Annotated in this window: 21 protein-coding genes; 5 read left to right on the top strand and 16 right to left on the bottom strand. The window is 52.8% G+C overall.

Going from position 1 to position 22,278, the window contains the following annotated elements:
* The 8 genes from NXS13_RS04400 to NXS13_RS04360 all read right to left on the bottom strand — a co-directional run bounded on the left by NXS13_RS04400 (window position 1) and on the right by NXS13_RS04360 (window position 11,251).
* On the bottom strand, window positions 1-966 hold the full coding sequence (locus NXS13_RS04400; protein WP_259078315.1) for an ABC transporter permease: 966 nt from the start codon (window positions 964-966) through the stop codon (window positions 1-3).
* A gap of 269 nt (window positions 967-1,235) precedes the next feature.
* Window positions 1,236-2,858, bottom strand: a complete 1,623-nt coding sequence (locus NXS13_RS04395; RefSeq protein ID WP_396124742.1) for an ABC transporter substrate-binding protein — start codon at window positions 2,856-2,858, stop codon at window positions 1,236-1,238.
* 336 nt (window positions 2,859-3,194) lie between these two features.
* The gene (locus NXS13_RS04385; protein ID WP_310593317.1) at window positions 3,195-4,340 is read right to left on the bottom strand and encodes a transglycosylase family protein; all 1,146 of its coding nucleotides are present in this window, start codon (window positions 4,338-4,340) and stop codon (window positions 3,195-3,197) included.
* Between the two features lie 161 nt (window positions 4,341-4,501).
* Window positions 4,502-5,359 carry a TatD family hydrolase gene (locus NXS13_RS04380; protein WP_259078317.1) on the bottom strand — a complete coding sequence of 286 codons (858 nt, stop codon included), beginning with the start codon at window positions 5,357-5,359 and terminating at the stop codon, window positions 4,502-4,504.
* Window position 5,360: 1 nt separating this feature from the next.
* On the bottom strand, window positions 5,361-7,187 hold the full coding sequence (gene metG, locus NXS13_RS04375; protein ID WP_259078319.1) for a methionine--tRNA ligase: 1,827 nt from the start codon (window positions 7,185-7,187) through the stop codon (window positions 5,361-5,363).
* On the bottom strand, window positions 7,180-8,049 hold the full coding sequence (gene rsmI / locus NXS13_RS04370) for a 16S rRNA (cytidine(1402)-2'-O)-methyltransferase (RefSeq protein ID WP_259078321.1): 870 nt from the start codon (window positions 8,047-8,049) through the stop codon (window positions 7,180-7,182). Before rsmI ends, metG begins: the two co-directional genes overlap by 8 nt.
* Window positions 8,050-8,160: 111 nt before the next feature.
* The gene (locus tag NXS13_RS04365) at window positions 8,161-9,549 is read right to left on the bottom strand and encodes a hypothetical protein (protein ID WP_259078323.1); all 1,389 of its coding nucleotides are present in this window, start codon (window positions 9,547-9,549) and stop codon (window positions 8,161-8,163) included.
* Window positions 9,542-11,251 carry a BCCT family transporter gene (locus NXS13_RS04360; protein WP_259158365.1) on the bottom strand — a complete coding sequence of 570 codons (1,710 nt, stop codon included), beginning with the start codon at window positions 11,249-11,251 and terminating at the stop codon, window positions 9,542-9,544. Before NXS13_RS04360 ends, NXS13_RS04365 begins: the two co-directional genes overlap by 8 nt.
* A 282-nt stretch (window positions 11,252-11,533) precedes the next feature.
* Between NXS13_RS04360 and NXS13_RS04355 the strand changes: the two genes are divergently transcribed.
* The gene (locus NXS13_RS04355; protein ID WP_396124931.1) at window positions 11,534-13,084 is read left to right on the top strand and encodes a dolichyl-phosphate-mannose--protein mannosyltransferase; all 1,551 of its coding nucleotides are present in this window, start codon (window positions 11,534-11,536) and stop codon (window positions 13,082-13,084) included.
* 131 nt (window positions 13,085-13,215) lie between these two features.
* Window positions 13,216-14,322: an HNH endonuclease gene (locus NXS13_RS04350; protein WP_259158237.1), complete on the top strand. Its 1,107-nt coding sequence runs from the start codon at window positions 13,216-13,218 to the stop codon at window positions 14,320-14,322.
* Window positions 14,323-14,416: 94 nt separating this feature from the next.
* Here NXS13_RS04350 and NXS13_RS04345 read toward each other — a convergent pair whose 3' ends face one another.
* The 6 genes from NXS13_RS04345 to NXS13_RS04320 are packed head-to-tail and all read right to left on the bottom strand — an operon-like array spanning window position 14,417 to window position 19,357.
* Window positions 14,417-15,061 (bottom strand): zf-HC2 domain-containing protein, encoded by a 645-nt coding sequence (locus NXS13_RS04345; RefSeq protein ID WP_259078331.1) that lies wholly within the window; start codon window positions 15,059-15,061, stop codon window positions 14,417-14,419.
* The gene (locus NXS13_RS04340) at window positions 15,048-15,464 is read right to left on the bottom strand and encodes a DoxX family protein (protein ID WP_259078332.1); all 417 of its coding nucleotides are present in this window, start codon (window positions 15,462-15,464) and stop codon (window positions 15,048-15,050) included. Before NXS13_RS04340 ends, NXS13_RS04345 begins: the two co-directional genes overlap by 14 nt.
* Window positions 15,465-15,466: 2 nt before the next feature.
* Window positions 15,467-16,417, bottom strand: a complete 951-nt coding sequence (gene glpR, locus NXS13_RS04335; protein ID WP_259078333.1) for a gephyrin-like molybdotransferase receptor GlpR — start codon at window positions 16,415-16,417, stop codon at window positions 15,467-15,469.
* A gap of 56 nt (window positions 16,418-16,473) precedes the next feature.
* On the bottom strand, window positions 16,474-17,172 hold the full coding sequence (locus NXS13_RS04330; protein WP_259158234.1) for a GNAT family N-acetyltransferase: 699 nt from the start codon (window positions 17,170-17,172) through the stop codon (window positions 16,474-16,476).
* A complete protein-coding gene (gene glp / locus NXS13_RS04325; protein ID WP_259289426.1) occupies window positions 17,172-18,419 on the bottom strand; it encodes a gephyrin-like molybdotransferase Glp in 1,248 nt (415 codons plus the stop codon). The genes NXS13_RS04330 and glp overlap by 1 nt, the downstream gene beginning before the upstream one ends.
* A gap of 17 nt (window positions 18,420-18,436) precedes the next feature.
* On the bottom strand, window positions 18,437-19,357 hold the full coding sequence (locus NXS13_RS04320) for a UTP--glucose-1-phosphate uridylyltransferase (RefSeq protein ID WP_259078338.1): 921 nt from the start codon (window positions 19,355-19,357) through the stop codon (window positions 18,437-18,439).
* Window positions 19,358-19,444: 87 nt separating this feature from the next.
* On the opposite strand from NXS13_RS04320, the gene NXS13_RS04315 reads away from it, so the two are divergent.
* From NXS13_RS04315 to mscL, 3 genes are read left to right on the top strand one after another with little or no spacing between them, the layout of a single operon-like run.
* Window positions 19,445-20,011: a 5-formyltetrahydrofolate cyclo-ligase gene (locus NXS13_RS04315; RefSeq protein ID WP_259078339.1), complete on the top strand. Its 567-nt coding sequence runs from the start codon at window positions 19,445-19,447 to the stop codon at window positions 20,009-20,011.
* Window positions 20,012-20,016: 5 nt separating this feature from the next.
* Window positions 20,017-20,652 (top strand): hypothetical protein, encoded by a 636-nt coding sequence (locus NXS13_RS04310; RefSeq protein WP_259078340.1) that lies wholly within the window; start codon window positions 20,017-20,019, stop codon window positions 20,650-20,652.
* Between the two features lie 51 nt (window positions 20,653-20,703).
* Complete coding sequence (gene mscL, locus NXS13_RS04305; RefSeq protein WP_259078341.1) at window positions 20,704-21,120, top strand: large conductance mechanosensitive channel protein MscL; 417 nt, start codon at window positions 20,704-20,706, stop codon at window positions 21,118-21,120.
* Window positions 21,121-21,208: 88 nt separating this feature from the next.
* Here mscL and NXS13_RS04300 read toward each other — a convergent pair whose 3' ends face one another.
* On the bottom strand, window positions 21,209-21,475 hold the full coding sequence (locus tag NXS13_RS04300; RefSeq protein WP_259078342.1) for a hypothetical protein: 267 nt from the start codon (window positions 21,473-21,475) through the stop codon (window positions 21,209-21,211).
* 199 nt (window positions 21,476-21,674) lie between these two features.
* Window positions 21,675-22,268: a molybdenum cofactor biosynthesis protein B gene (locus NXS13_RS04295; protein ID WP_259078344.1), complete on the bottom strand. Its 594-nt coding sequence runs from the start codon at window positions 22,266-22,268 to the stop codon at window positions 21,675-21,677.
* Between the last annotated feature and the right edge of the window lie 10 nt (window positions 22,269-22,278).

Genomic DNA, 22,278 nt, shown 5'->3' with positions numbered 1-22,278 from the left:
TTAGACGCTCCTAATGCGCGGGTTGACCATCACGTAGAGAAGGTCAACGATGATATTGATGAGGATAAAGGCAATAGACACAGTCAAGGTCACGCCCTGGACAAGGTAGACGTCGTTACGGGTAACGCCGTCGAGGATGAGCTGACCCATCGCCTGAATATTAAAGATGATCTCGATGATCACCGCGCCACCCATGAGGTAGCCAACACGCAGACCCAAAACTGTAATTGGGGTGATCAATGCATTACGCAAGACGTTACGGCCGATGACAACAGACTTTGGAATGCCGGCTCCGATAGCGGTACGGACATAATCCCTATCGAGCTCTTCAACCATGGCAGTACGCACCACACGGGTCAAGGAACCTGCAACAGGAACAGCCAAAGCGAAGGCGGGCAGGAAGATATTGTTGATATAGCGACCAGGATCTTCAGTAAATGGGACCCACTCTGAGATCAACGCTGGGAACCAACCAGTTCCTGAAGGCACGGTACCGAAGGCCTGAATGAGCAAGATTGCCAGCCAGAACGAAGGAGTTGCCAATGCTGCGATAGAGAGGATACGGATGAGCTGATCAGGCCAGCTATCACGGTACAGGGCAGCGATAACGCCCAAGCTGAAGGAGATGATGACAGCAATGAAAAGGCCGATGAACGTTAATTGCAACGTAATTGGGAAAGCATAAGCGACGAGGTCGGTTACCGAGGTATTACCCTTGGAGGTTCCAAGATCTAGCCGCAAAAGTCCAAGAAGGAATTGTCCGTAGCGAACGAACAAGGGAAGGTTGAGACCGTTTTGCTCACGATAGGCCTCGAGGGCTTCTTCGGAAGCTGCTTCGCCAAGGGCTAGGCGCGCAGGGTCGGAGGGTGAGAAAGACATGACGAAGAAGACCAAAAAGGTAACGCCCAAAATCATGATGGGCAGCGCAACTAGCCTTCGTCCGATCAGTCGGATGAGATTCGACACAGTGGGACTGCTCCTTTCGTAAGAAATGAAGCTTAAGTAGTTTTTGTGGGGACAGGTATTTCAGTATTTAAGGAAGCTGCGTGCTTGCGATGACTGGGCAGTTTCCCCAAGATTTATGCGGGCACGACAAATAACGATGCCAGTGCGCATCACGGTTAAAGTTTGATTGTGCTCAATAATTTTTGGCCGAACACGAGCCAATTTCGACTAAGGGGCGGGTATTGGCAGGAGCCAAGCCCGCCCCGTTGTCGCTTATCTTCTACAAGATATTACTTCAGTCCCACATCGACGAAGGAGAGACCGGTGAGCGAGATCGGCTCGAAACCATCAAGTGCATCGTCGTTCCAAGCGGATGGGCTCTTGCGGTGGAAGAGCGGATACAGAGGTACCTCTTCGGAGAGGAGATCGAAGGTCTGGTGCCACAGATCCATTTGCTCGTCACCGGAAGACTGGGATGCCTTCTCAAGCAGCTCTTGAACCTTGTTGTAGGAGTCGGTGCCCTTCCAGTGCATACGACCATCGGTCCAGGTGTCACCTGCGTACCACCAGCGCATAAGAAGGTCGGCGTCAGCACCGAAGACGGAAGGATCACCAGGGGCGATCACAATATCCCACGTGTCATCAGATGCGATTTGGGTATAGAGATCCGAAGACTTCAACTCGGTGAACTCTACGCTTATACCAGCAGCCTCAAGCGATTCCTTGATGATTGGGGTGCAGCCCTTGACCCAGTCATGGTTGGTTACCAGCATCCGGACAGACTTCAGGCCAGTCTCGGCGAAGTGCTCGGTAGCCTTGGCAGCATCGAGGCTGTACACCATCGAAGCTTCCTTGTAGGCTGCGTGGTTTTCCTGGACGAAAGACTTAGCCGGCGACGCTTGGTTGGCCATGCCTGTCTGAATAACCTTGTCGATATCGATGGCATAAAGCACACCACGACGATTCTTGAGGTCCTTCATGGCAGAATTTTCACCATTGTTGAACATGATGAACAGCAAGCCGAAACCTTGAACAGACTCGACACTCGACGAGGCCTGAACCTGGGTGAGTGAGAGGTAGGGAACCGAATCGATAGCCATAACCGACTTGGATTCCATAGCGTTGGTACGAGTTGCTGCGTCTGGAAGAATCTTCCATGTCATCTTGGCAGCCTTGGCTGGCTTAGGACCGGTGTAATCCTCGAACTTTGTAAAGACAACCTGCGAAGATGCAGCACCGTTGTCGGTCATCTTCCACGGGCCGGTTCCTACAGGGTTAGCATCGAATGCTGCACTATCAGCCTCTACGCTTGCCTTCGGTACGATCTTCACTACCGATAGACGTTCCTTCACAAGGGTGAAGGGGTACTTCATCGTAAACATCACGGTGGTGGCGTCTTTAGCCTCGACCTTCTCAATGAATGGGATGAAGGATGCGTAGAGCGAATTATTTGACTCGTCCAATACGCGCTCGAAGGAGAACACGACATCCTCCGTGGTGACTGGCTCCCCATTGTGGAAAACTGCACCGTCGCGCAAAGTCACTTCAGCGGACTTTCCGTCCTCGCTTACTTTGGGGTCACCGTCAGCGAGCGCTGCGTAAACAGTGCGGTCTGGGGTGGGAGTGATCTCGTATAGACCCTCCAGGGTATGCCAGTTCGCAGCAATCGTTAGTGCTGACGTTGTGGTCATTGGGTCATAGCCGTTGGTGCCCAGCTCATAGGAGATACCAGCGGTAATCTCATCTTTGCTCATAGCACCGCCGGATCCGGATCCGGATCCACTAGTGTTCCCATCTGACTTATCGTCAGAGCCACAGGCGCTAACGGTGGTAGCAATACCAGCGGCAGCGGCCATAACGCCTGCTGCCTTTAAAAAACCACGACGGTTCATACCTTCAGCGGTATTTGTCATGTTTCAACCTCCATTGAGTTGACTTGTCGGACGTCTGATGCCTCGACTTTGAGTGTACTAAACAATTACACCCATAACAACGGGCTACCGTCACTATTTCGCCTTAATGTAAGGTAGATAACATCTGACCGAGGCAAAAGCCGAGAATAGCGCCGTTATCTGCAGAAATCCTGACATAGGCAGTACAGAAAATCCACCCCCATCAACACCCCCTATTTTCGGCAGTAATGCCTGGGCAACCCGTCATATTCACCCAAAAGATTACTCATCACAAAAAAGGACCTCGCCACCTCACACAAATAAGGTGGCGAGACCCAGGTAATAAGAAGGAGAAGACTATCGCAATCCCATTCTGGATGTGCACGCGGGCCACGCCCCCCAGCCCTGAACCGCCTGCACTTTTTGGGCTATCTCAATCTGTTGTTCTCGAGTTGCCAGATATGCCATGGGAGCATACTGCGCCCCGCCAAAACCCAGCCAGGTAGAATGAGCGAACTGCAGCCCTCCAGAGAACCCATTCCCGGTGTTTATAGACCAATTCCCTCCGGCTTCGCACTGTGCCAACTTATCCCACACCGATCCAGAACTGACCGCGGGCACGGAGATGACAGGCTTGGTTCCGCGTGCAATGGTTGCGGGAATTGCAGTATGGATAATCTCCTCAGATTGGATCTCTTGCGCGGTTTGCACCCCGTCGATGAGTGTAATAATTGAGCTCACCCGCTTGTGTCCAGGTGTACCGGGCTGGAGCACCTGTTCCACCCCCTTATCGAGGTGGGGATCCTCAAAATAGGCTGCAGGAGCGTCATATTCAATAACTTCTTCGACGTCCTTCTCTATCACACGGTTGATAACGATGTGGGTATTATGCGCTATCTGCTCTTTCAGATCTGGTGTCACGCGATCTAAAGCACTCAATGTTATACCTCGAGCTTTGAGCACATCAGCCACAGTAGGTTCTGCAATGGAGATATATGAAGTCCGACCCCCATCGGACAGCGTGATTATTTTTGGTGTTACCACGTTGATTTCACGTGGCCCCTCCGCCAATCTGGTGTAAACAGGCTGACTTAAACCCAAAGCCCGGGCTGCACTGGACACTGAATCAATTTGTGAGACTAATTCCCCGACGGTATTTGCATTAGTTTTGACCGTTTCGCGCTTGCCATCGATAACCAGATCGACTTGTTTCGAGGTACGCACTGAGATTACTTGATTGTGTTGAATCTTCTGATCGGGGGCGGGAGCGACGATATCGTCAGCGTCGACGGTAATCCCCGCTTTCTCCAACGCGCCAGCCACATCACTAGCCGTTGTGAGTAACTCTACGTTCTCCCCGTCGAGGTTTATCACCACGTCTTTTGCTTGGGCTACCATCGCTCCGCCACTCATCAGACAAGCCGCGGCGGTGCCACCGGCTGCACAACGGATGGCGATACGACGCGATGATCCTGGAGTTAAATCCTTGCGATGATGTCCCATAATCCCTTTCTCAACGTTCTGCCACCCTGCGTGACGAGTTTCCAACCCCCTCAGTGAGATTCGAGGGTTTGATTACATTATGATAACAGAACCACAACTACAGGCGGTAGAACTGGGAAAACGCGTTTGCCCCATGCGTGTACAGTCGTCACACCCGCCACTCAAATTGTTCCCAAGGTTTCATCGAGTCCATAGGCGCGATGGAAATTTCGGTAGATTTGATAAGCACATTCTTCCAGCTCCATCCCGCGACTGTGCGCAATCACAGCCGCAGTATGGCCGATTAATGCCGGCTCATTTTTAACTCCGCGATAGGGCTCGGGCGTCATATACGGAGCATCAGTTTCCACCAAAATTTGATCCATCGGAGCCAGCGCAGCAGCCTGTCGTAGATGATCGTTGCGCTTGAAAGTCAGGTTGCCAGCGAAGCTCAATATATAGCCCCTGTCGATCGCCTCGAGCGCAACCTCCACGGGTGAAGAGAAGCAATGCAGGATAACTTCGCGTGGTCGAGGAGCATCCGCGAGAATTCGCAGTAAATCCGCATCAGCCTCGCGGTTATGTATCATGAGGGCCTTATTCGTTTTCACCGCCAAATCGATATGCCAGCGAAAGGCCTCTTCCTGAATATCTAGCGAAGCCGTCGACTCAGGAGCATGTGTAATCCAATAAGTATCAAGCCCTGTTTCTCCTACGGCGACACACCGCTCGTCCCCGGCCATACGAGTAAGCTGGTCGCGTGCCACCTCGTCGAGTTCACCTGCTCGTGTAGGATGTATCGCTACCGCAGCAAAAATACGAGGATTCACCTGCGCCGCCGTGAGAGCTAAGACGGCCTCGTCAAGGCCATCACCGACGGTACACAGTTTCTCCACCCCCGAGGCTAAGGCACGGTCGACTAAGGCTTTGATCTCACTGGTATTGCGAGCTCCACAACTAGCCAGGTGCGTGTGAGCATCGACAAGCAAAGGGATTCTAGGGTACGGTTGCGCGAGAGGGCGCGGCTTCTTCTTCCCCATGCTATTGCACCGGTGCCCAACTCGGGCCCTCCGTGGCGAGCTTAGGGTCTAATTTTGCAATCAGCGGGCGCGGCTTCGACAAGGGCGTACCGGCGACCATGTCGATGCGCTGCCAACAAGCCTGCTCGCTCGCATAATCCCCCATGATTACCGGATATGTAGAACTGGGGTCAGGTAAACCCACTCCGACCAGCTCAACCGGAATATCGTCGCTAACCTCAACGATCTCAGGCTGTGCTGCCCATATTCCCGAGCGTCCCAAAGTCTCGTGAACAGCTTGAGCGAGATGCGGCAAATATGGAGTGAGCATCACATTGATATCTGAAACCAGCTGCAAGGCTACCCACAAGACAGTGCCTAAGCGTTCACGCTGGGATTCATCTTTGGCAAGCTTCCACGGTTCCATCTCCGCAATATAAGCATTCGCCTCACCCACGATGTGCATAATATGAGAAATGCCTTGCTTAAATCGCGATTGGGCCAAATGTTCAGAAACTCGGTCGAAGGCTTCGGTAGCCGCCTGCAGAATGTCCATATCAGCCGGGAGAAGTTCACCACAGGGAGGAACCTCCCCGAAGTTCTTATGCGCCATAGAGACTGTACGGTTGATGAGATTGCCCCAGCCATTCGCCAACTCATTATTGATGCGTCGGACGAATTCATCCCAGGTAAAATCTGTGTCGTTGTTTTCCGGACCGGCGACCGCGATGAAATAACGCAAGGCATCCGGGCCAAATTCCCTGAGGAAATCCTTGACGTAGATGACAACGCCCTTCGACGAGGAGAACTTCGAGCCTGACATGGTCAGAAACTCCGATGAAACCACCTCGGTCGGTAAATTGAGGTGTCCATAGTGATGCTCCTGACCACCTTTGGCACCGGATCCTTGGTACCCCAAGAGCTCAGCAGGCCAGATCTGGGAGTGGAAAGTGATATTGTCCTTACCCATGAAGTAGTAGGAAAGAGCCTGTGGATTAGTCCACCACTTCTGCCAAGCGTCTTTATCGCCCGAGCGATAGGCCCACTCCAGGGATGCGGATAGGTAGCCTATAACAGCATCAAACCATACATACAATTTTTTTGTTGGCTTATTCTCCCAGCCCTCGACGGGAATTGGAACTCCCCAATCGATATCTCGACTCATGGCTCGCGGGCGCAAATCACCTAAAAGGTTGAGCGAGAATTTCAGCACATTAGGACGCCAATCCTTGCGACTATGAAGCCACTGCTCTAAAGACTCAGCAAGCGCCGGAAGATCAAGAAGGAAGTGCTCAGTCTCAATAAATTGAGGAACCTCACCGTTTATCTTCGATATCGGGTTGATGAGTTCCGCCGGATCTAGTTGATTGCCGCAGTTATCACACTGATCTCCACGGGCACCCTCCGAGTGGCAAATCGGACATTCACCCTCGATATACCGATCAGGCAAGGTGCGCCCTGTCGATGGCGACACCGCCCCGAAAGTTGTTTGTTTAATCATATAACCGTTGTCATACAGGCCCTTAAACAGTTCCTGTACCACCGCATAGTGGTTGCGGGTGGTCGTACGGGTAAAGAGATCATAACTTAGACCCAAACCGGTAAGATCCTCAACGATCTGACGATTATAGCGATCAGCCAGCTCCTTGACATGGACGCCCTCCTTGTCAGCCTGCACTAATAGGGGAGTTCCGTGCTCATCGGTCCCCGACACCATCAGCACATTATTCCCTGCCATTCGTTGAAAACGAGCGAATACATCCGAGGGGACACCGAAACCCGCAACATGGCCAATATGTCGCGGACCGTTGGCATAGGGCCAAGCAACTGCTACCAGCAAATTATTCATGGTTTAGAACTTTATCACGAGCAACCAAAGCGCTCTCGAAGATATCATTCGCACGCAAAGAGTACGTGCGGGCCAGGTCCTTGCAGACCGATTTAAGCCGCTCCCCAGCCGCTGCCCTCTCTACAGCTTCGGCAATAATATCGTCAATATCGACATCCCTCGCCCCCAAATTTCCCTCGATCACGCAGGTGATCTCGCCACGTACCCCAGACTGTGCCCACTGCAGAACTTCAAGAAGACTCCCCCTCTTAACTTCCTCAAATGTTTTAGTCAATTCGCGCACCACGGCGACACGCCTCTGCGGACCTAAAACATCGAGAGCATCCGAGAGCGTATCGACAATTCGATGGGGCGATTCAAAGAAACACACGGCCCGTTCTTCGTTCTTCAGAGACTCTAACCACGACAGTCGGGCTCCTTTTTTTCGTGGCGCGAATCCATCAAAGGCGAATTTTCCCACATGCAGCCCGGATAAGGCTAAAGCTACGGGCACGGCAGATGGACCAGGGAAGCAAGTGATGGGAATACCCTGCTCATGAGCAGCCTCAACAAGAGGAAATCCAGGATCCGACACGATAGGCATTCCTGCATCGGTCACCACAACAACACTTCCATCACGTGCCAGTTCAATGAGTGTAGCCACGCGCGAGCGTTCATTATGGTCGAAATTAGAGATGATCTTCCCCTTCACCTCAATTCCTAAAGCCTGCGCCAACGCCTTTGTACGGCGGGTATCTTCGGCGGCAATATAATCAGCCTCACTCAAAGCTTGGCGCAACCGCTCGGAAGCATCTCCGATATTGCCCAGTGGCGTCGCTGCGAGGATGAGCCCGCGTGGCAGAGGTGGTAGGTCGACGGTCATCTTCTTAATAACTCCTTAGAAGGCAGCGGCTTAACTAGCACCCCCTAATCTACCCTTATAGGACTATACAAAAGCGCCGCCAGTAAAAAACTGGCGGCGCTAGGTCAAGCTCTAGTGATCCTGCAACCTATGTGGCGACTGCTGATCGGAATCTCCTAAAGTTTCCGGGTGCTCACGTGAATTCTCAGATTCAATCTGATGAGACTCTGTGGTGCTCTCATCGGCCCCGTCAAGGCTCTCGTGTTCACGACGTTCTTCTTCAGCGATTTCCTCTTCGATCTCTTCCTCAACTTCAACGCGAATAGATTCCACGAATTCCTCGCGCTCTAGGTTCGACTCTTCAACATACCGATTTAACATACGCTGTTGTTTGGAGCTAAAGCGTAGGCGCGGATCGAGTTTACGCCGTAGCAATTCTCTGATGCGGTCGCGGCGTGTGGACTCCTCACGGATGGTAGTTAAGCTCTTTATCCATGCAAGGGTAATCACCGTAAAGAGGATCACTCCGATATAGCCCAGGATTGGGTATACCGTGGCAACCAATGTTTTAAAGCCTAGGAAGCTGGCACCAAATCCGATGAGGCAGGAAGCCACGAATACCAGGTAGAAACGCTGTGGAGATTTGGACGTTAGGCGCTTGGCAAAGGCGTAGAACATACCGACCGCAGTATTGAAGATCATGCCGATGATCACGATACTCATTAAAAGACCCAAGTTCGGATGAATGCCGTCGACAATGCGCAGCATAGGAACATCGTCTTGGGCCACCACATCAACGCTGCGGTAGAGTGCCAATGCGGTTAGTGTGAGCATGAGTCCAAAGACAATGCCACCGATGAGGCCGCCGATACCAGCAGCTTTTGGATCAGTATTATTTCCGCCGATGATGATTGCCATCGAGGCACCCACCATCAGATTCAGTCCTACGTAGTTCATGGAGGAAATAAACCAGTGCGGAGTAGCGGGCTCAATCAAGCGCACGCCAGCCTCAATAGCCTCTGGTGAGGAGGACGCATGGGTTAAGGCCCACACGGCCGCCAGCCCAATAAAGGCAACGATAAAGGGAGTTACGGCGCCGATAACGCCAGTGATCTTATCAACGTCGAGTAGACCTGCGATGAGCACCACAACCAGCAGTCCGATCGCGCCTACCCAAATTGGCCAACCAAATTGCTGATTCAAGTTGGAACCAGCGCCGGCAAACATAACCATACCGGTACAGAACAGGGTCACGAGGACGCCTGCATCGAGCATTTTGCCAACGATGGGGTGAGAGATCCGATGGATCACGGCCCCGTGGTCGTCGGCTAGAAAATAGGAGCCGAGTTGGATGGCAGCCATGCCCGAGAGCATAACCACGACACTGGATATGACTGCCGCAAGGATGCCCATCGAGCCAAAGCCTACAAAGTACTGCAGCACTTCCTGGCCAGTAGCGAACCCAGCTCCTACGATGACGCCGATGAATGCTAGAGCTATCGACGCAACGCGCTTAAACATGTGGAGTTTTCTCTTTCTTGTGGTGCCTGTCGAGACGGCGCTTAGCCTTATTCTTCTCCCGTCGAACGTGCTCTAAGTGGATGCGTCGTTCGCGGGCCAACCGGGATTGGAAGCGCTGTTGCTCACGATAGTCGAGGTAAATCGCATCGTTGCGAAGATCCTTCAAGAGAGCAAACATGAGCATAACAATAACAAGGAGGAAAGGCGAAGCGGCGATGATAGTTAAATTCTGCAAGTTTGATAGCACATCCGCTCCACCGGTGACCAACATCGTCATACCGATGAGAGCTACAAGAACACCCCAACCCGCAGAGACGAAGCGATTAGCGTCACTCTTACCATTTTGACTCATTGACCCCATCACCGTCGAGGCAGAATCTGCCGAGGTAATAAAGAAGGTAGCAAGCAGGATGAGGGCGATAATGCCAACAATATGCCCACCTGGCATCGTGTGGAGCAGATCAAAGAGCTGGTATTCTGCTTTGCCTTCACCATAGATCGAGCGACCTTCTTGCTCGAGGTGAATAGCGGTCCCACCAAAGATAGCGAACCATACTACGGACACGGCAGATGGTACCAGTAGCACTCCCATAATGAACTCGCGCACCGTGCGTCCGCGCGAAATGCGAGCCAGGAACATGCCAACAAAAGGTGACCAGGAAATCCACCAAGCCCAATAGAAGATCGTCCAGCCACCCAACCACTCGCCGGCAGAACCATTAGCGGACTCAGCAGTACGACCGATCATTTGGAAGAAGTTGGACAGGTAGGCACCTAGGGCACCAGGAATGAGGTTGAGGATGGTTACGGTAGGTCCCACGACGAACACAAAGAGTGCAACGAGCGAGGCGAGGACCATATTAGCGTTGGAAATATACTGGATGCCCTTGCCCACGCCCGACATAGCGGACACTAAGAACGCTAGAGTGAGCACAGAGACGATACCAATAAGCGTGGACATCCGTGGTTCCTCGACGATTCCCGCAGCGGTGAGACCAGCACGGATCTGAGTCGCTCCAATACCAAGGGAGCACGCAGTACCGAAAATGGTGGCTATGATTGCGAGGATATCCACCACGCGCCCTGGCCATCCTCGCGCCCCTTTTTCACCAAATAATGGGATGAAGGATGCGCTTAGCAGCTGGCGTCGCCCTAAACGGAAGGTCGAATATGCAATAGCAAGGCCAAAAATTCCGTAGATAGCCCACGGGTGCAATGTCCAATGCAGGAGCGTGGTTGCCATAGCCTGAGCCACGTTATTCGGGGCATAATTTGGCACTCCGTTGAGGTAGTGAGTCAACGGTTCCGATGCACCGTAGAACATCAGACCGATTCCCATGCCGGCAGCAAACATCATGGCGATCCAGCTGGCGGTGGAGAATTCGGGGGCTTCATCATCGCGGCCCAGTTTTATGGAACCAAATTTACTGAGCGCCACAACAATAGCGAATACCAATATGACGGTGGTGCCCAAAATGAAGGCCCATCCGAAGGTATCGATGACATAGCCAAGGGCCGTGCCGGCAAAGCCTGAGAATGAATCCGGAAGAAGGAGACCCCAAGCCACGACGGCTAAAACCGCGACGACTGCTGGTATGGTGACCAGCCAATCTACCTTGGCATCCTCATCTTCACCCTGAAGAATAATCTCTTCCTCGTCACCGTAGGCCTGCTCCTCGATTGTCGATCTACTCGAGAGCATGGCAGCAAGCTCATGCGTTGCAGTAGGTGCTGCTGCATCCTCCTGCGCGGTCGTCAAAGCGACACCGCTAGCCTCTGCAGGCTGAGATTCATTAGATTTTTCCATAAAGCTACCGTGCTCCATATGCAGCGATAATGCAACAAGGGCGCCCAAAATTGACAGCTCCGGCGCTCCAAATTGATCAATGTAACCATTTCGTTACCAACGCTATGCGCAGGCACGATAATACAATGCCTGACCGAAGGTCACAATAGGGTAACGATTAGGGCCATCAGCCACGCTATCCAGCTCCGGCGAGTTTCTCAATATCTTTCCACTCGAGACCGCTCTACCTCTAATATTAAAACAGTGAACCTCGTCAAGAAGCCACCTAACCACGAATACCCACGCCATATCTGGACCCTCGGGGATACTCTCTCCACGATGGTCGTTTTTATCTGCGCGGCACTCTTGCGTTTCGTCAATCTCGGCTCCCTCAGCGACCAAGAAACCCCAGTATTTGACGAAAAGCATTATGTGCCCCAGGCCTGGGATATGGTGGAGACGTGGATGAACCCGATCCTTGGAGGCATCGAATCAAATCCGGGCTACGGCCTCGTTGTCCATCCACCATTAGGGAAACAGCTTATCGCCCTTGGCGAAATGCTCTACGGTTACACGCCCTTCGGGTGGCGGGCGGTGGGCGCGCTGCTCGGCGCACTGACGATCACCCTTATCATGGCTATAACTAGGCAGCTCACCCGCTCAACCGGCCTAGCGACTACAGCGGGAGTGATAGCGCTAAGCGACGGCTTCCTTCTGGTAATCAGTCGATTCGCTCTTCTTGACGTCTTTCAAACTTTTTTTATTACTGCGGCCTCGTGGGCTCTTATCAGAGATTGGCTGCAGGTATCTGCCCGCTATGAGGATCGCCACGAATCACTCTACGGGCCTCCCATCGGATTTCGCTGGTGGCGTTTTGCCTGTGGAGTTTTTCTCGGACTAGCGCTGTCCGTAAAATGGTCAGGTCTGTATTATATGGCTTTCTTTGGCATCCTCTCGGTTATTCTCGATTACCGAACTCGCGCCCGCTCCGGTACGTTATCACCGTTTGTAGGAACACTTATGCGTGATAGCTGGCGCGCTTTTACCCACCTGGTTATCCTCCCTGTTGCGCTCTATATCTGGAGCTGGCGAGCTTGGTTCGCTAGCGAGACGTCGATCTATCACCATGTTGCTAGCGACGGCACTTTAGGAGATGATTCTTTTATCAAGCTTCTCCCCGAGGGACTTGCAGGTTGGACTTATTATCACTCAGAAGTGCTGAAATTTCATGCCTCGCTAACCACCTCCGCCGGCCACCAGCACCCCTTTGAATCCAAGCCATGGGAATGGCTGGTCGGGATTAAGCCCATTCTCTACTTCTCACAAACGGATATTCCTTGCGGACCAACCGCGTGCCGCCGCATGCTCTACCTCTTTGGCACTCCCGCTCTGTGGTGGCTCGTCATACCGGTTATTATTGCCGCCTTGTGGCTTGTCCTGATCAAAAAGGATTGGGTACTTGTTATCCCCTTATGGACGTTTGCGGCTGGCTTCATTCCCTGGTTGATCGGTTACGACCGCCAGATGTACTTCTTCTACGCGGCTCCTCTGATCCCGATGGTTATTGTGATGCTCACCTACCTATTAGGGAAAATAATCCACAGGAGACCCCGAGGGGGAACGGTTATTGTTAGTATCTACCTCGGCATCCTTATTGCACAGTTCTTCTATTTCATGCCTCTCTTCTTTGGCTTCATTCTGCCCGATTCAGCCTATGACGCGCTAGCGTGGATCCCTGCGTGGCGATAGCAAAAATCGTAGAGCCAAAGCGGTTGAGGGTCTAAAGGTCGATACTGCAAACGCAAAAAGTTATCCACAACTTTTCGCGTTTTTTAGAGTAGATATTGTGCTCGCGATTCTTCCTGTTTAGCGTCAGGAGCATGAAGACGTGCCTAGAATCGATAAAGGACCTCGCTCCACGTGGTGGTGAACTTGCTTACGAACTCAAGCGCACCGTTTTGACAAAAGACGAGATGGCGTTATTCCTCGACTGCACCCATACCGAAGCCTCACTGATGCTCGCGGTTGCAAAAACTTTTCACCCGGACGAGCTCGACCTAGCTATTGACTACCAACTGAGTTTTGCCAAACTACGTTTGATCTCAAGTGTGAGCAAAAAACTGCGCAATCCGAGCATCGATCCTAAGGAATTACGAGAAGAACTCATCCGTCAAGCGGCAACCTTGAGCTGCTTCGACCTCGATCGCCACATCAAAACTACGTTGAAAACATTAAATGCCGAGTATTCCCGCCCACGTGCTTGGTACGCCCGTTTCTCCGCAACTGCCGATGCAGACGGCATGCGCTATATCAATATGAAGCTCCCTGAAGCGCAATGTGAACGTCTGCGCACGGTGCTAACTCCACAAGCCCACGATAAAGCATCCCAAGGTATGGCCAACGGAGAGGCTGAAGGCCTCGCTATGGCTCTGTATGAAACCGTTATTACCAATACTTCAACTGATTCTGGCCACCGGGATCTTCGCCACAGTCCTCTGATCCTTATTCCGATAGCAGATGCGCAAGAACACTGCGATGGTACAGTCACCAATAGTGATGGCGTCATTCTCAATATTACCGATATTGCTGAAGAAATTATCAACGAAATGGGTTTTGCCATCGCAATCTACAAGGACTCACACGGAGTACCCAGGCCTCACGAAGTTCTTGATATCAAACGCTTAGCAGACGCAGACGACCGTTTTCGCGCGATAACTTCGCATTTGATATGTCAGCATCCAGAATGCTCGATCCCGGCCGTACGCTGCGATATCCACCATATACAGGCCTTTTCTCGTGGAGGGGCAACTACCACTGCCAATCTCTGCCCCCTGTGTAGGGTCCATAACCTTAGAAACGACGATGACCCTAATAGGTCTCGCCACGGGCGTGTCGAAGCTGACCCTAAGACTGGACTTATCTCCTACCGGATGCCCGACGGCACTCAACGCGCTAATCTCCACCCAGCTATCTCCAAGGGAACATAGGCCTTCGCCCACCGGATCCTCGGAGAGAGCTAGTCCACACGCAATACCCACATCCTCGAGGTCGAAGGACCAAGGGGTTATTGAGGATGCCTTATTACAGAGAACGTCTGCCGAGTTCCAGCAATTCCCAGCCACGTTCAGCGAACCAACATCCCGCCAACGCTACGACGGAGAAAAGCAGCAATGCCAACTGAGCGAGTGCATCGTAGTTAATCGTCCCAACAACAATTTCACGCGTCGCAAAACCAAAGCTGAACATCCACGCAGCTCCATACACGGGCAAGATTCCGGCGATGAGGCGGTATTGCCAGCTGGCAAAAAATAGACCAAAACCCAGTGATAACCGCATAGCGGCTGCCTCTACTACAACTCTACTCATCAGCGGGTCATCGACTAGAAACTCAACATCGCCCAAAAGAAAGAGGGCCCAAAAGACCCAGAACAAACCAGTAACTGCAATGAATACGCGCGATACGGTGATACCGACAATTCGCGCAGACGCGTGACGGCGCCACTCGGATTCCACACCATGGATGATAATTGCCGACAAGTCCGGAGCGCGATCCCGCAAATTTTCGTTGAAGGCTAATCTGCGATTCATTAAGGCGGCTTGCTCAAGAAAATGGCGACATTGTTCGCACCCTATAAGGTGGGCATCAACGATCTCATCGTTAAGAGAAAAAGCTTCGCCATCCAAGCGAGCCGAGAGAGCAGCTTGAACCTTGTCACAGTTCAGCATCGCGGGTGAGAAACCAATCTACGCTGAGCCGACCTGCACCAAATACCACGACTACCATAAGAGACACAATAAGCAAGAGCACGTACTCGAATCCCCCACTGGACGCAAAAAAACCAGAACCTAGGTGGACGAAGTAAAAGGCCGCCGCCATAAGAAGAGCTAGAGCACCAGCAACTACAGTGGTTAGCAGTCCAATAACCAGCAAGGCTCCCCCACCGAGTTCAGCAATGGCAGCTATATAGGCAGAGAGCTTTGGCTGGGGAATAGCGCTTGCAGAGAACTGTCCGGCAATCTCATCAATTCCCTGGATGAATAGCTTCTGGTAACCATGTGCTACGAAGATGACGCCGAGGACGAGCCGAAATATTGCGAGTGCAATATCGCGTACCACTGGGCGATCCATGCCTAGCTCACCCGCCGCGAAGCTTCAGCATCATGTGTGGGCTGTTTATAATGAGCACTGTCGATGAGCTCCAATTCTTGAAAATCGGCTGACTCGTCGTCAATCTCTAAAACCACCGCGCCAGGGTGACGCAGCCGCTGCGGTATACCCAGATCGTTATCGGAGACGCTCCGTACACCAAGTCGGCTACGACGGAGGTGCCGAATGCGTCGGTTGCGTAACTCGATCTCTGATTTAACCAATTTCCTCAGCACGATCAGGTATGCCACAAATATAACGCCCATGAGTGCAGGGGCAATCCAGGCCAGTCCCCCAAATACAATCGCAGAGATAACAGCGACGAGAAGCAACACGCTCATCGTAGCTACTACGATCTTTCGCCGTTGATAACGTGACTTCGCGGCTTCTCGATCCGCTTCAGGGTCGAAACCTCCCCGACCACGCCTAGCCTGAATATACGACAGCTCTTCTTCGGTGAACTCTGGGCTAAAGTCGTCGTTATCGGGCGTTTCCTCGCTATCTTCTACTTCATCGCCAGTATCTTCGTCGGGGGCTGGGAAGAGCAGATCCTCTGGATCGGTATAGGAAGAATCGATTTCATAGGTGGCCTGTGAAGAAAGGTCAGAGATAGTTTGTTCTCTAATAGGAGGATCTATGAGGATAGAATCTTCGTCTTGATCCTCGCCATTCACCGGCTCATTTTCCTCGCCCGATGCCTCAACGTCAGACTCGAGCTGTGAGTCACTGGGCGTTGGGACCGCTGAATCCTCGAGCGGCAATTTTTTCAACGATCGCTGGGGGCTGAGCTTTTTAGATCCACCCTCGAGAATGACGCGCGTTTCATTGAAGGCTTCGCCCGCTTTTCTTATCGGTTTCTGGGCACGCAAAAACCACGGTGCGAGCACGAAAATCCACAGCACGACGATGATGAGAAGACCAATGAGTCCGGTCACTAGTGATAGCCCTTTCTACTTAACAGTTCAAGCCTATTGGGGCGACCGAACATAGCTTATAAGGCGCGCCGATTCCTACTGGGCTTTTTTGAAATGATCCCTTGGTCGCTTATTCTCTGGACAGCCGTCTGCTGAAGCTCTGAACGCGTGAGGGCCATTAAGTAATGATCGCGCCACCGGCCGTCAATATGAAGGTTTTCCTTTAATAAGCCTTCCTCTCTGAAGCCGTTTCTTTCCAGGATCCTTCGACTAGCTTTATTCGACGGAAGATGTGTTGCCGTGAGGCGGTGAAGACCCACTCGATTAAAGGCATGATCGATCGCTAGAGCCACTGCTGCGGTAGCAATGTGGTGGCCAGTTAGAGAAGAATGCAGCCAATAACCCACCCATCCTTCCTGAGCAGTCGCATGTTGGATATTGCCTATTGTCAGCTGGCCGGAAAATTCCCCGTTGACTTCGATAGCCAGGGGCAAAGTCTCTCCCTTAGCGGCACTGCGACTCAAGTATCTGTAGGTCGCTCGCCAAGCGGCACTGCTGTGTGCGAGGTGCCACGCGGCAGTGGGAGTCGGTTCGACGGGGCGGAGGAACCGTTCGTCGTCGATACGCAATTCGCACCATTGAGGACCGTCGCTTCTTCGTAGCGGCCGTAACCGAAGTTGGCGTGTGCCCACTCGAATATGCGGGGTATACTCTCGCCAACCTGGGTGCATGGGGTGTCGGGGGCCGAGAGCAAGACGCTCGCGAAAGATGGGCATTAGCTTTGCTGATTCATAAAGAGGACCTCGACGATATCGCCCGGACGCACCTGGGTTATACCTGCCGGAATACGAATCATCGCGTTGGCATCTGATAGGCCCGCGAGCAAGTGGGCGGGAGCTCCATTGGCACCCCCAAGTGCCTCGACAAGATAATCCTGCGTTTGTGCATCGCGCATAAGCCTGGCTCGGATGAAACCTTGCCGTCCGTTCTTACTGCTCACATGGTTCAGCGCCCGGGCGCGTACGGCCCGACGTCTAGCGTTACGCTTGCCTAGGCTCGCCCGTACTAGGGGCCGGATCATGGTTTCGAAGATTACCAAGACGGATACTGGATTGGCCGGTAGCAGAAATACCGGTATCTGTTTATCACCGAGGAGACCAAAGCCTTGAACACTGCCAGGGTGCATGGCTACGCGGGTAGTGTCGATCTCACCAAACTCATTAAGAATGTCCCTAATGGTGTCCGATCCCGAACCCCCAACGGCGCCAGAGATCACGATAATTTCGCTGCGCAGCATCTGCGCTTCGACGATTTCGCGCAGCCGTCGAGGCTCCCCCGCCGCTATTCCCACGCGGTGCACGTCGGCGCCGGATTCTCGACCCGCGGCGGCTAAGGCGTAGGAGTTGACGTCATAAATCTGACCCAGGGAGGGATCCCGGTCAATGTCAACAAGTTCATAACCGATCGAAATCACAGACATCCGAGGGCGCGGATTGACCAGTACCTTACTCCGCCCCACAGCTGCGAGGAGGCCTATATGGGCAGGAGATAAAATCGTTCCTGCAGAGACCGCTATATCGCCGGGCTGTATGTCATCGCCCTGCCTGCGTACGAATTCACCTGGCCGTACAGCTCTGAGCGCGGTCATACGCTTGCGTCCTCGGTCGGTCCACGCCAGCGGGATAACAGCATCGGAAAGGCTCGGGAGGGGGGCGCCGGTATGGACGCGCACTGCCTGCTTCGGTTGCAACCGCAACGGTCTTGAGCTGCCAGCAGCTACTTCACCAACAACTGGCAACGACACTTCGGTGGGGACATCGGGATCCCCCGCGATCGGGGCGATATCGACTGCTCTAATAGCGTAACCATCGATTGCTGCTTGGTCGAAACCAGGTAGCGGATGCGTGGCCTGAACTTCCTCGGCGCACATGAGCCCCAACGATTCGGCGATAGCGATACGAACAGGTTCTGGGGTTCGTGCAGCCTGGGTGATGAGATTGAGCTGCTCGTCAACGGAGCGCACTAAGATTCTCCCTCTTTTCAGAGCCCATGCTCGTCAAATATTTTACGCAGGGCTTTTCGTAATCCAGGACCATACACGGGGTCTTGGAGACCAAAATCGACACACGCCGGTATATACCCTCCAGGATTTCCGAGGTCGTGGCGCTTACCGTGGTGAACCACAATATGGACGGGGTGCCCTTCCTCAATGAGTAGGGCAATTGCGTCGGTTAGTTGTAATTCTCCGCCAGCACCTGGTTGAATGCGAGCTAGGGCATCGAATATCGAACGATCTAACAGATAGCGACCGGTAGCAACAAAAGTAGACGGCGCTTGTTCAACGGTCGGCTTTTCCACCATGGCCTTAACTTTTTTCACGGTCAGATCGCCGGAATACGAAGCTTCTTCGATATCAAAAACCCCGTAATTGCACACGTTTTCCGGTGCGACTTCAAAGGCACAGAGTACCGACCCCCCGAGTTCATTGCGCACTGCAAGCATTTTCTCTACTACGCCCATAGGAAGTACAAGATCATCGGGCAACATGACCGCAACGACATCTTCATCGTCATCTAAGACGGATTCTGCGAGGCTAACTGCGTGGCCTAGGCCCAAGGGTTCTGCCTGCTCTACGGCGACTGGGGTAGGCAGAGTGTTGACACGTTGAACCTTGGTTAGTTGCTCATCTTTGCCACGATCTTCAAGCATGCGCTCGAGGTCCCCGAATTTTTGGAAATGGGCAAGCACCTCGCGTTTATTAGGGGCCGTGATGATAGCAAGCCGCTGGGCCCCGAGAAGTGCCGCTTCCTCAGCGATGAGCTCGATGCCGGGGGTATCGACAACGGGTAGCAACTCTTTGGGCACCGTCTTGGTGGCCGGCAAAAAGCGCGTACCCATGCCAGCCGCCGGCACAATAACGGTTCGTACCGCTGTCGAGGAATAGGAGGAAGGCAAAGTCATGGTTAATAGTGTAAACGTTTGACCGCTGAGTTTCGGAAAGCACCACCGCTATAGCCACGAGATTTTTTCCCGCCTAGGATTCAAACCATGAATAGTGCTGCAGCGAAATCGGTGATGCGAGATAAGGTGAGACGAGCTCGTATTTCTAAAGATTGCCGAAGTGAAAATGCTCAAATTTCCGGACACTTGGTGAAGTTTCTTCGTGACTATCATGCGCGAGCTGTTGCCGCCTACGCTCCCCTTCCTCACGAACCGGGTTTCGACTTTGTCGCTCCTCTCGCTGCAGCCCTCGAGCAGCTCTGGTTACCGCGTGTTGCTCAACGGCACCAGCTTCGGTGGGGCCTATACCAGGGTCCAGCATCCTTGGAAAAAAGCAGCTGTGGCATACGAGAACCTCGTTTGGCAACTAGGGATGTTGCAGTTCTAGGTGAGCTTGACGCGGTTGTGGTGCCAGGTTTGAGCTACAGCCCCAGCGGTGAACGCCTCGGCCAGGGCGGTGGCTTTTATGACCGCGCATTGGCTGATCGTCCTACGTTACTCATTGGGGTGTGTTTCGCCAGCGAGGTTCAACCCATCGTAGTCGAGGCCCACGATTGCCGTGTAGACATTATCCTCACTGAGAACGGAACCGTCGATCTTCGCTGTGAGTCATAGCAGGTATGATCTACCCTTTTGCCTCGCCAGGTATTGCCCGCCAGATCGCTTTTCGACGTCTCATTTCCGCGGCTTTGATCATCAGCGCTGCCCTCTTACTTGTGGCCGGACACAATAATTCCACCGCCACCGCGATCATCTACAGTCACGACGTCGCAGCCGGAACCCGACTGAAAGCCGAGGATTTAATGGAAAAGCAGGTGGCAATCGACCTCATTCCTAGGGGACAGTCGATGAAAAAGCAAGATTTTGTGGGTCGGGTACTTATTAGTCAACGGCCTAAGTCCGCGATTGCGCTCCCCGAGGATACTATTAATACCCAATTCGATGCCAAGAATATTGTCGGCCTCGACGGCAATGCACTCATTCCTATAAGTTTGAATGATCCTGCCCTTGCGGGGTTTGTCCTTCCTGGTGACCAAATTAGTATTGTGGCGCTCTCCGCCGAGACCGGGGAACCACGCACAGTTGCCTCAGGTGCTCAGGTGGTTTTTAGTAGTAGTGCCGATCACCAGGCGGCGGGTTTAAAAACTGGATCACTTTTGCTATCCCTCGATATTGCAGACGCCGAGAGCGTGGCGGCTGCGGCGGCGCAATCCCCCATTAGCGTCATCGTAACGGGAGCACGCGCTCAAGGCTGAAGTCGGGTACGATAACTCGAAGATCGTATCCCTTCGACGAAAGTTATAGAGATGTTTCAAGGTTTCAAAGAGTTTGTGCTACGAAGTAATGTCATCGAGTTGGCCGTCGCTGTGGTTGTGGGAGGAGCCGTTACTGGCCTGGTCAACGCCTTCAGTGATTCCCTGATCAGCCCAGTAATCGCCGCGTTGGGCGGAGCTGATGTTTCTGGTCTCGGATTCTATCTGCGCCCGGGCAATGAGGCCAGCTTCCTTGATTTTGGTGCCGTGATTACTGCCGGAATCAATTTCATGATTGTGGCTTCAGTTGTCTACTTCCTCGTTATAGTTCCTATGAATAAGCTCAGTGAGACCCTTGCCAAGGAAAAAGGAGTCGACCAGACTTCTGAAGCTGCCAGCATTGAGGTGGAGCTTTTAACCGAGATCCGCGATTTGCTCAGCCAAGAGCGTGGCACTAAGTCGCATCCCTAACTGACTTATCAGGTATGTCCATATAAGAGCTCAGCACACCTCCATCTGACAAATCAACCGTCCAGCTACCCGTAATCAAATAGTCATATCAAAAACATTGGGATAGCGCTCGACGTTTTTGTCTCGGCAGGTCCCGGGTGCCGGTATTAGCCAAGCTGATGCCGTTTGATTGGTCAATGCCGCTACTGTTACGCAAATAGTCAATCAGCGTCGTGGAAGGTGCAGGCTCTTTTTCGGAGTCCTGTAGTAACGATGCGCTCGCCCCATGAGGTTCATCAGATGAACTGCAGGCACCTACCACGATGGTGAAAGCCGCCGCTTGCATAACTAAATGCCAAGCATTGGATTTTTCCATGGGGAAGAATTTATCCGTTTCACGAAAAAAGCTAAGCTCCCACTTCGAGTGGTTCTACTCCCCGTAGTGCGGCGGTCGTTGATGAAGATAATGCTCCCGTGAATAGTGATCGCACTGTTCGTGTAGAACCTCCGTTGGTTCGACTCGGTCAGCCTCGCGATCGTAGTTCTGAGCGAGGCTTTGTCGAAAGACGCGCCGCTTAGCCATTGGTTACTGGTGGACGCAGCTGATCAACTAGGTGATGAACCAGCGGGATCATCGTGGCCATCCCATCACGAATTGCGGTCCGAGATCCCGCAAGATTGACCACCACGGTAGAACCCGAGACACCAGACGTTCCCCTCGACGTGCAAGCGTCTAAAGCGTTGCACAGCATACCTGAAAAGCGTAAAGCCTGAGCAATCCCTGGCACTTCCTGATCGAGAACCGCTTTGGTGGCCCTCAAGGTCTTATCGCGCGGGCCCACACCTGTTCCCCCTATTGTCACCACTAGGTCAGCTCCACCGATGACTCCTGCCTCGATACCGTTGCGAATCTGCGAGGCCTTTGCGGGAACCCTAATAGAGCCATCCACCACGAATCCGCCCTCAGCCAGCAATTCAGCGACGAGTGTGCAGGTTGCTTCACATTCGCGGTCATCACGACTATCAGTGACCAAAACTGCCAGAGCGCGGCGCAACCCCTTCTTATGCTCAGCTTGTTCTTGGGCGAAGAAGAGATCATCGTCAGGTTCTCGGATATCACTCAGCTTTGATAGATCTCGGGGCAAATTTAAATGGTTTTTGGAACCCATATTATGCTCA

The organism is Corynebacterium sp. ES2730-CONJ, from assembly GCF_024834055.1.
Classification (GTDB): Bacteria; Actinomycetota; Actinomycetes; order Mycobacteriales; family Mycobacteriaceae; genus Corynebacterium.
This window is presented reverse-complemented; position numbering and strand designations above follow the sequence as displayed.

Bases quoted from the DNA above. Each gene is read 5' to 3' on its own strand.
- NXS13_RS04395 (WP_396124742.1), bottom strand. From the start codon at position 2,858: ATGACAAATACCGCTGAAGGTATGAACCGTCGTGGTTTTTTAAAGGCA.
- NXS13_RS04385 (WP_310593317.1), bottom strand. From the start codon at position 4,340: ATGGGACATCATCGCAAGGATTTAACTCCAGGATCATCGCGTCGTATC.
- NXS13_RS04380 (WP_259078317.1), bottom strand. From the start codon at position 5,359: ATGGGGAAGAAGAAGCCGCGCCCTCTCGCGCAACCGTACCCTAGAATC.
- metG (WP_259078319.1), bottom strand. From the start codon at position 7,187: ATGAATAATTTGCTGGTAGCAGTTGCTTGGCCCTATGCCAACGGTCCG.
- rsmI (WP_259078321.1), bottom strand. From the start codon at position 8,049: ATGACCGTCGACCTACCACCTCTGCCACGCGGGCTCATCCTCGCAGCG.
- NXS13_RS04365 (WP_259078323.1), bottom strand. From the start codon at position 9,549: ATGTTTAAGCGCGTTGCGTCGATAGCTCTAGCATTCATCGGCGTCATC.
- NXS13_RS04360 (WP_259158365.1), bottom strand. From the start codon at position 11,251: ATGCTCTCGAGTAGATCGACAATCGAGGAGCAGGCCTACGGTGACGAG.
- NXS13_RS04350 (WP_259158237.1), top strand. From the start codon at position 13,216: ATGAAGACGTGCCTAGAATCGATAAAGGACCTCGCTCCACGTGGTGGT.
- NXS13_RS04345 (WP_259078331.1), bottom strand. From the start codon at position 15,061: ATGCTGAACTGTGACAAGGTTCAAGCTGCTCTCTCGGCTCGCTTGGAT.
- NXS13_RS04340 (WP_259078332.1), bottom strand. From the start codon at position 15,464: ATGGATCGCCCAGTGGTACGCGATATTGCACTCGCAATATTTCGGCTC.
- NXS13_RS04330 (WP_259158234.1), bottom strand. From the start codon at position 17,172: ATGCCCATCTTTCGCGAGCGTCTTGCTCTCGGCCCCCGACACCCCATG.
- NXS13_RS04320 (WP_259078338.1), bottom strand. From the start codon at position 19,357: ATGACTTTGCCTTCCTCCTATTCCTCGACAGCGGTACGAACCGTTATT.
- NXS13_RS04315 (WP_259078339.1), top strand. From the start codon at position 19,445: ATGAATAGTGCTGCAGCGAAATCGGTGATGCGAGATAAGGTGAGACGA.
- NXS13_RS04310 (WP_259078340.1), top strand. From the start codon at position 20,017: ATGATCTACCCTTTTGCCTCGCCAGGTATTGCCCGCCAGATCGCTTTT.
- mscL (WP_259078341.1), top strand. From the start codon at position 20,704: ATGTTTCAAGGTTTCAAAGAGTTTGTGCTACGAAGTAATGTCATCGAG.
- NXS13_RS04300 (WP_259078342.1), bottom strand. From the start codon at position 21,475: ATGGAAAAATCCAATGCTTGGCATTTAGTTATGCAAGCGGCGGCTTTC.
- NXS13_RS04295 (WP_259078344.1), bottom strand. From the start codon at position 22,268: ATGGGTTCCAAAAACCATTTAAATTTGCCCCGAGATCTATCAAAGCTG.